This is a genomic window from Candidatus Hinthialibacter antarcticus (assembly GCA_030765645.1).
In the GTDB taxonomy this organism is placed as follows: Bacteria; Hinthialibacterota; Hinthialibacteria; order Hinthialibacterales; family Hinthialibacteraceae; genus Hinthialibacter; species Hinthialibacter antarcticus.
The window spans coordinates 100784-107233 of record JAVCCE010000045.1 but is presented as its reverse complement, the minus strand read 5'-3'; the positions used below and the strand labels follow the sequence as shown (position 1 = coordinate 107233).

The 6450-nt window shown below is 50.9% G+C and carries 5 protein-coding genes; 1 reads left to right on the top strand and 4 read right to left on the bottom strand.

Features of this window, described 5'->3' with window-relative positions:
* Positions 1–464: 464 nt before the first annotated feature.
* From P9L94_11185 to P9L94_11175, 3 genes are read right to left on the bottom strand one after another with little or no spacing between them, the layout of a single operon-like run.
* The gene (locus tag P9L94_11185; GenBank protein ID MDP8244636.1) at positions 465–2456 is read right to left on the bottom strand and encodes a right-handed parallel beta-helix repeat-containing protein; all 1992 of its coding nucleotides are present in this window, start codon (positions 2454–2456) and stop codon (positions 465–467) included.
* A 50-nt stretch (positions 2457–2506) separates the two neighbouring features.
* On the bottom strand, positions 2507–3112 hold the full coding sequence (gene nadD, locus P9L94_11180) for a nicotinate-nucleotide adenylyltransferase (protein MDP8244635.1): 606 nt from the start codon (positions 3110–3112) through the stop codon (positions 2507–2509).
* Between the two features lie 10 nt (positions 3113–3122).
* Positions 3123–4406: a glutamate-5-semialdehyde dehydrogenase gene (locus tag P9L94_11175; GenBank protein ID MDP8244634.1), complete on the bottom strand. Its 1284-nt coding sequence runs from the start codon at positions 4404–4406 to the stop codon at positions 3123–3125.
* A gap of 208 nt (positions 4407–4614) precedes the next feature.
* On the opposite strand from P9L94_11175, the gene P9L94_11170 reads away from it, so the two are divergent.
* The gene (locus P9L94_11170) at positions 4615–5778 is read left to right on the top strand and encodes a Gfo/Idh/MocA family oxidoreductase (GenBank protein MDP8244633.1); all 1164 of its coding nucleotides are present in this window, start codon (positions 4615–4617) and stop codon (positions 5776–5778) included.
* 149 nt (positions 5779–5927) lie between these two features.
* Here P9L94_11170 and P9L94_11165 read toward each other — a convergent pair whose 3' ends face one another.
* Positions 5928–6359: a Dabb family protein gene (locus P9L94_11165; protein ID MDP8244632.1), complete on the bottom strand. Its 432-nt coding sequence runs from the start codon at positions 6357–6359 to the stop codon at positions 5928–5930.
* Positions 6360–6450 lie beyond the last annotated feature (91 nt).

The following is a 6450-nucleotide window of genomic DNA, read 5'->3' as shown; positions in this document are numbered from 1 at the left end:
ATTTTCGATATGATCATTCTCGTTTGGAGAAGGGAAATGTAGTCTGGTACTATGTTAAACGAGACAAAAAAACAGAAATATGAATAAATAGTTAAATCTTGATTGTAGATATTTCTATAAAATAAACGGTTCATCCGGTAAGTGAGTACTTACATTGATGGATGGCCATAATTTTGTTTAAGAATACGTATTCGGGCATATTAAAAATTGGCGAACCAATCAGGCATGGGTGCAACTCTGGGAGCGCCTGTGCAAAAGGGCCTGAAAGCCCGCACTGAAGCGAGCAGAGTTGTACCCATGCCACACACAGCGAAAGATTGAGTATTGATGAAGAGGCTTCTATAAATCTCAATTCTATTTGTGAAAAAGTATCCAAATACCGGAAGAACCTTAAAAGAGCACTCTTTATGAGAAAAGGGCTGGCGAAAGTTCACCAGCCCAAGCAAGTCAAATTTGAATGTAAGTTACTTCGGCAACTCTTTGCGGTTCTGGTCTTTGTATAGCCCAATCTTATCGAATGGTATTTGCTGGTAGCCCGTCTTCAATGCGGGATGATCTTTAGGCAACTGGAAGTTGCTCTTACGCCAATTGATCTCATCCGTCGGTTCTGCAATGAAATTATCTTTTAGTAGCAGGTCTTCTTCATTCACGCTCTGGTTGCGCATCCATTTTTTGCTATACGAAACATTGTTCGCGAATACGCTGCCGACCGGGTAATTGGGGCGGTCGTCTAACAAATTCGCTAACGTCGGATAACGCTCGCTGTAAGGCGGTTGGTTGTATTTCACGTCATCCAGTTTTTCATACATGCGCCACTCGCCGCCTTTGACAATGTGCTTATTCGCCCAGCCCTCGCCGCGCTTATCAATGTGGGTCGCATAGTCGCAGTCAACCATCAGATTGTTTTCAACCCGGTTGTCGCGTCCGCCGCCAATGAAGGCGCCGATGCCGGAATTCTGAAAGATGTTACCTTTAATGGTCACGCCGCTAGCCGCGTCGTCGAGATAGATACACTGGGCGCCGTATGTATGCGGGCCATTGATCTCATGGAAGTAATTGTGTTGAACCAGATGCCCCCGCATGGTCCAGTCGCGACCAATATAAAATGCGCCTACGTCGCCGCTTTCCCAGCACAGGTTATAGACTTCATTATTTTCAAGGATATGGTCGTTGCCGCCGAACAACACGCCGGTATGCGGGCCGTCGTGGATGCGGTTATGGGCGATGCGGTTGCCGACGCCCTGCAGCGAAATCGCCGGGCGGTAGGTGCGTACGCAACGCGCATAGCGGTAGATATCATTATTCACGGCGGAATGGTTGGCAGGCGCCAGCGTCTTACGGTCGCCTCCGTTGAGGGCGATTCCCCCCTCAACGACGTCATAGATATCACAACTCAAAACGCTGTTCAGTTTACCGCCGTTGATGGACACGCCGCGTTGACCGAGATTGCGCAGCGTACATCCAGCGATTTGGATGCTTTCCGAGTCGCGCACTTCAACGCCGTCGCCTCGGCTGCATTCCAACGTCAAACCAACGATTTTCACATTTTTCGCATTCTTAATTTGCACTAGCGGCTGTTCAAGCGTCGAAACAAAAACTTCAGCATTCTTCAACGACTTTTTAGGCCAAACGTATAACACGCCTGATTCACGATCAATATAGTATTCGCCCGCTGCGTCGAGTTCTTCTAATAGATTGAGCGCATACCAGCGTTTGCCTTTGGTATAGCCGTAAACGCCGTGCGGTTCTTCGGTATAGATTGCGTGTTCATCCGGCGCGATACGCTTCACTTTGACATACGAATCCGCCCAATCTCTCGACCAGTAGCCATGCAACCACACATCAGGCGCGTTCATCCACTTTGCTGGCTGCTCGCCTTCAAAAGTGAACATTCCGCCCTCGTTTCCATTCGGCGCATCCGCGATTTTCGCCCAGCCTTCATTGGGCCAGCGCGCGAGCGTCATCGCTTCGCCGTCGATAAACAGTTCCATCGCGGATGGATTACCGGGACGGCCAAACCCGCGCAGTTGCAATTCACCAAAATCGGTAATCCCCTGCCCTTTTAAGTCGCATTGCATCACATGGCCGCGCGCCGCTTCGGGCAGGCGTTTCAAGATAGCGTCATTTTCAACGCTCTTGAAACCGTTAATCGTTTTACCGCCAATGACTCGAACGCCGCCGCTCTGCGCTTGAACCGTTAATCCATTGTCGCGTTGATCGAGAACAATCGTCGCGTTTAATGAATAGACGCCTGGCAGAACTCGAATTTCTTTTGCATCCGATTTCTCAGGCGATTCGCGCAACAGATCAACCGCGCGTTGTATTGATGCTACGGGTTTTTGTTTGGATCCGGCGTTTGCGTCATCCCCCTTTGGCGACACAAAAAGCGTCGCGGAATGGGCGTTCAATAAAGACGCAAATAAAAAGACGATGAAAAACCGAGAGATTGTATACATGATGATTTCCTCAATTTGATTTTTATCTAATGTAAAACAAGCGGCAGGATTTATCTATGGTACAAACCGTTTACCTGGATATATTCAGCAATGGCGTCAGGGACAAGCCCGTGAATGGGTTCGCCTTTGCTGAGCCGCTCACGAATGTTGGAAGACGAAATGTCTAGCAAGGGCATTTTGACGGTATAAATACGCTCCGTGGGTTCGGATGGCGTTAGATTGGTTTCGACGTCAAAACCAGGGCGTGAAAACAACGCAACGGCAAACTCGCGTGGAATCTGGTCGCCCTCTTTCCAGGAGTGAAGTTTTTGCTTCCAATCGCCGCCAATGAGAAGAATGTAATCCGTCTCTGGATTGTCAGAGCGAAGTTTACGCAGCGTATCAATGGTATAACAAAACGAGTCTTGCTGAATTTCGATGTCGCTTGCCTCGAACGCCGATTCGCCCGCAAGCGCAAGTTTCAACATCGCCAATCGGTGTTCACCGGAAGCAAGGTTTGATATTTTTTTATAATGCGCCTGCCCCGCCGATGGAACAAACAACACCCGGTCTAATCCAAGCGCATCGACTGCCGTTTTTGCTAAAAGCAAATGGGCGTTATGGACGGGATCGAATCCGCCGCCGTAAACGCCCACCCGTTGTTTAATTTCTTTCATGATTAAATCATTACTCGCGAATGGTTCCATCGCCGAAAACAATGAACTTCTGGCAGGTCAATTCGACGATGCCCATCGGCCCGCGGGCGTGCAGTTTATCGGTCGAAATGCCCATCTCAGCGCCCAAGCCATATTCGCCGCCGTCAGAGAACCGGGTCGAAGCATTCACCATGACGGATGAGGAATCGACTTCGCGGATAAACCGCCGCGCCATCGCGTAACTTTCGGTCACAATAGCGTCGGTGTGCCGGGAACCATACGCCTCGATATGATCGACGGCGTCTTCAAAGGCATCGACAATCTTAATCGCAACAATCTTATCGAGATATTCCGCATACCAGTCATCTTCGGTCGCCACTTTGATTTTTGAATCAAAACTGCGCGTCTTATCACAGCCGCGCACTTCAACGTCATGCTGCTTCATTTCCGCCAACAGGCGAGGCATGAAATCTTTGGCGATGTCTTGATGGACGATGAACGATTCCGCCGCATTACAAACGCCGGTGCGCTGCGTCTTCGAGTTAATGCAAATATCGAGCGCCATGTCGATATCGGCGTCCGCATGGACGTATACATGGCAATTACCATCGTAATGTTTGAGCACGGGAATGGTCGCCGCTTCGACGACGGCTTCGATCAACGCCTTGCCGCCGCGCGGGATAATGACGTCTAATTTTCCTTGTAGTTTGCACATGGTTTGCACAGCAGCGCGGTCGGTGGTTTCAACGAAGGTCACCGCTTCACGAGGCAGGCCGCAATCCTGCAAGGTCGCTTGCAGCAGCCGCGCCAATGCAACATTAGAATGAATGGCCTCCGACCCGCCGCGCAATAGACAGCCGTTGCCCGATTTGAGACACAACGCCGCCGCGTCAACGGTCACGTTCGGGCGCGATTCGTAGATCATTCCAACCACGCCCAATGGAACCCGCATCCGCCCCACTTGGATGCCGCTGGGCCGGGTGCGCATGTCGGTGATTTCGCCAACCGGGTCAGGCAGCGCCGCCACTTCTTCCAGCATGACCGCCATGCCTTCGATGCGTTTATCGTTGAGTTCGAGGCGATCCAGCATCGCAGACGACAAGCCTTTGTCACGCCCGGCGGCTAAATCAAGTTTGTTTTGTCCCTGGATATTATCTTTCGAGGTACGGATACGCCGCGCGGCTTCAAGCAGCGCCTGGTTTTTTGCAGCGGTGGATGCAGCAGCGACCACACGCCCCGCCGCTTTTGCCGATGCGGCGATCTCTTTAATGTATTGTTCAACATTCTCAATTACCGGCAGGTCAAGGTTCGTCATTATTTAACTCTCATAGGTTTTAACTGGACTGGTTCACTTTGGTGAAACTATTTGTATTCATTGATATTCAGTTTAACTGCAACATTACCGCTTATAAAGCAGTTTCTCCCCTTGCGCATTGCTTGACCCGGCCGCGCGGCTTTGGGATGATAGAAGCGTCTTACCATTTTATGTCTAAATTTGAAGAACCATTCTGCAGGAGGATGTCATGTTGGAATTGAAAACAAGCCGCCGTTCATTCGTCAAACAAAGCGGGCTCGGCGCCGTAGGCGCAACCGCCCTTACCTTAGGAATCGCCAAAACGGCGCGCAGCGCCAACGATGAAGTCGTATTGGGCATTATTGGCTGCGGCGGACGCGGTCAAAGCCTGCTCAAACGCATCACCAACATTCCCGGCATTCGTATCGCCGCGATATGCGACCTGCGCGAAGACCGCCGCAAGTCGGCTGCATATATTTGTGAACAATACAAACCGACGGTGTATTCGGATTTCCGCAAGTTGCTTGATACCGAAAAACTCGATGGCTGCATCGTCGCCACCGAAGTCGGCAATCACGCCAAGGTCGTCGTACCTGTGTTGGAATCCGGCATCCACTGTTTCAGCGAAAAACCCATGGACGCCAATGTACAAAACGTCGACAAAATCGTCCGCGCCGCTCGCAAAGCCAAAGGTATTTACCAAATCGGCTTCCAACGTCGCTATGCGCCCACCTTCGTTGACGGCATGCCGCTTGTCCATAACGGCGATATCGGCGACCTCACTTTCATGCAAGGCCATTGGCACTGGGAATGGTCGGTCGGCGGCTGGGTGGCGAACGTCGCTCTTTCTGGCGGCGAGTTAGTCGAGCAAGCCTGCCACCACGTCGACGTCATGAGCTGGGCGGCGGGCGAAGCCCCCATCCGCGCAATGGGCATCGGTCATATTATCGGGCCGGGCCGCGACCTGAAATATGAACATAACTCAGAAGATCAATCCGCCGTCGCATTTGAGTTCGCCAACGGCGCCATCTTCTCTTACACGCACTTGTTCTATCTCGCCCATCATTTCCGTAGCGAAGGGCTTATTGTTCACGGCACGAAGGGTGGAATTGATTTTCATTCTGGAGAGATGCATCCGCGCGGCGAAGACGCCAAGCCCGTCCGCTTCGGTGAAAAAGTCACCAGTTGGGAATACGGCACCTCTTTGGAGTTAGAAGCCTTCGCCAATCATATTCGCAACAAAGAAACGCCGCGCAGCAACGTCGAAACAGGCCGGCTTTCAACCCTCACAGCGCTGATGGGACGCATGGCGATGTACAAAGCGAAAACCAAGAAATTCGAAGGCAGTGTGGTCACCTGGGACGAACTCGGAACCACGACAGACAAAGCGTAATACGAATTATTTGGGGAGGGCGAGTCTCCTGACGAGCCGCGCAATTGAGAAATGGCATTGTTTCATTGCGGCTCACCAGGAGGTTCGCCCTCCCCTCGCATCTTTCAGGCAGTAAAACGAATTGCAATAAAGACAACCACGCCGTGTAATTACTTCGGGATCATGTCGTAAACTTGAACCTTGCTCCACGTCTTGCTATTGCGTTCGATAAAGTCCAAATGTTTTTGCGCCTTCTGGTAGTAATCCTGCCCGGCGCGGTCTTTGAAGGACACAATCAACGACACGCCGTAACTGTTGTCGACCACATCGCGCGGCGTTCCCGCAGGCGTCCCGACTTTGATATCCTGCACGCTTTCCACTGCGCCCAAGTAATTGATGCAGTCATCCATGAGTTGTTTTACGTCCGCTTCGCTGGCGTCTTCGTTGATCCAGAAAAAGACAATATGCACGAACCCGATTTTCGTATCTTCTTTTTTTACTTCTTGCGCCGCGTTCGCATTGAATAGAATCACTCCAGCCGTCGTCGCCGTCAGCAGGCATGTGGTCAATAATACAAATACAGATTTGTACGTCTTAAACATTGGCATTCTCCCATTAATTTCGTTAGAGTAAGCAATACGCAATCCCGTGACTCAAACGGTTCAATTTGGTTGCGTTTCATAATTGTAATAG

What these genes read in the sequence shown, in the direction of transcription:
- P9L94_11185 (MDP8244636.1), bottom strand. Translation starts at nt 2,456, where the DNA reads ATGTATACAATCTCTCGGTTTTTCATCGTCTTTTTATTTGCGTCTTTA.
- nadD (MDP8244635.1), bottom strand. Translation starts at nt 3,112, where the DNA reads ATGAAAGAAATTAAACAACGGGTGGGCGTTTACGGCGGCGGATTCGAT.
- P9L94_11175 (MDP8244634.1), bottom strand. Translation starts at nt 4,406, where the DNA reads ATGACGAACCTTGACCTGCCGGTAATTGAGAATGTTGAACAATACATT.
- P9L94_11170 (MDP8244633.1), top strand. Translation starts at nt 4,615, where the DNA reads ATGTTGGAATTGAAAACAAGCCGCCGTTCATTCGTCAAACAAAGCGGG.
- P9L94_11165 (MDP8244632.1), bottom strand. Translation starts at nt 6,359, where the DNA reads ATGTTTAAGACGTACAAATCTGTATTTGTATTATTGACCACATGCCTG.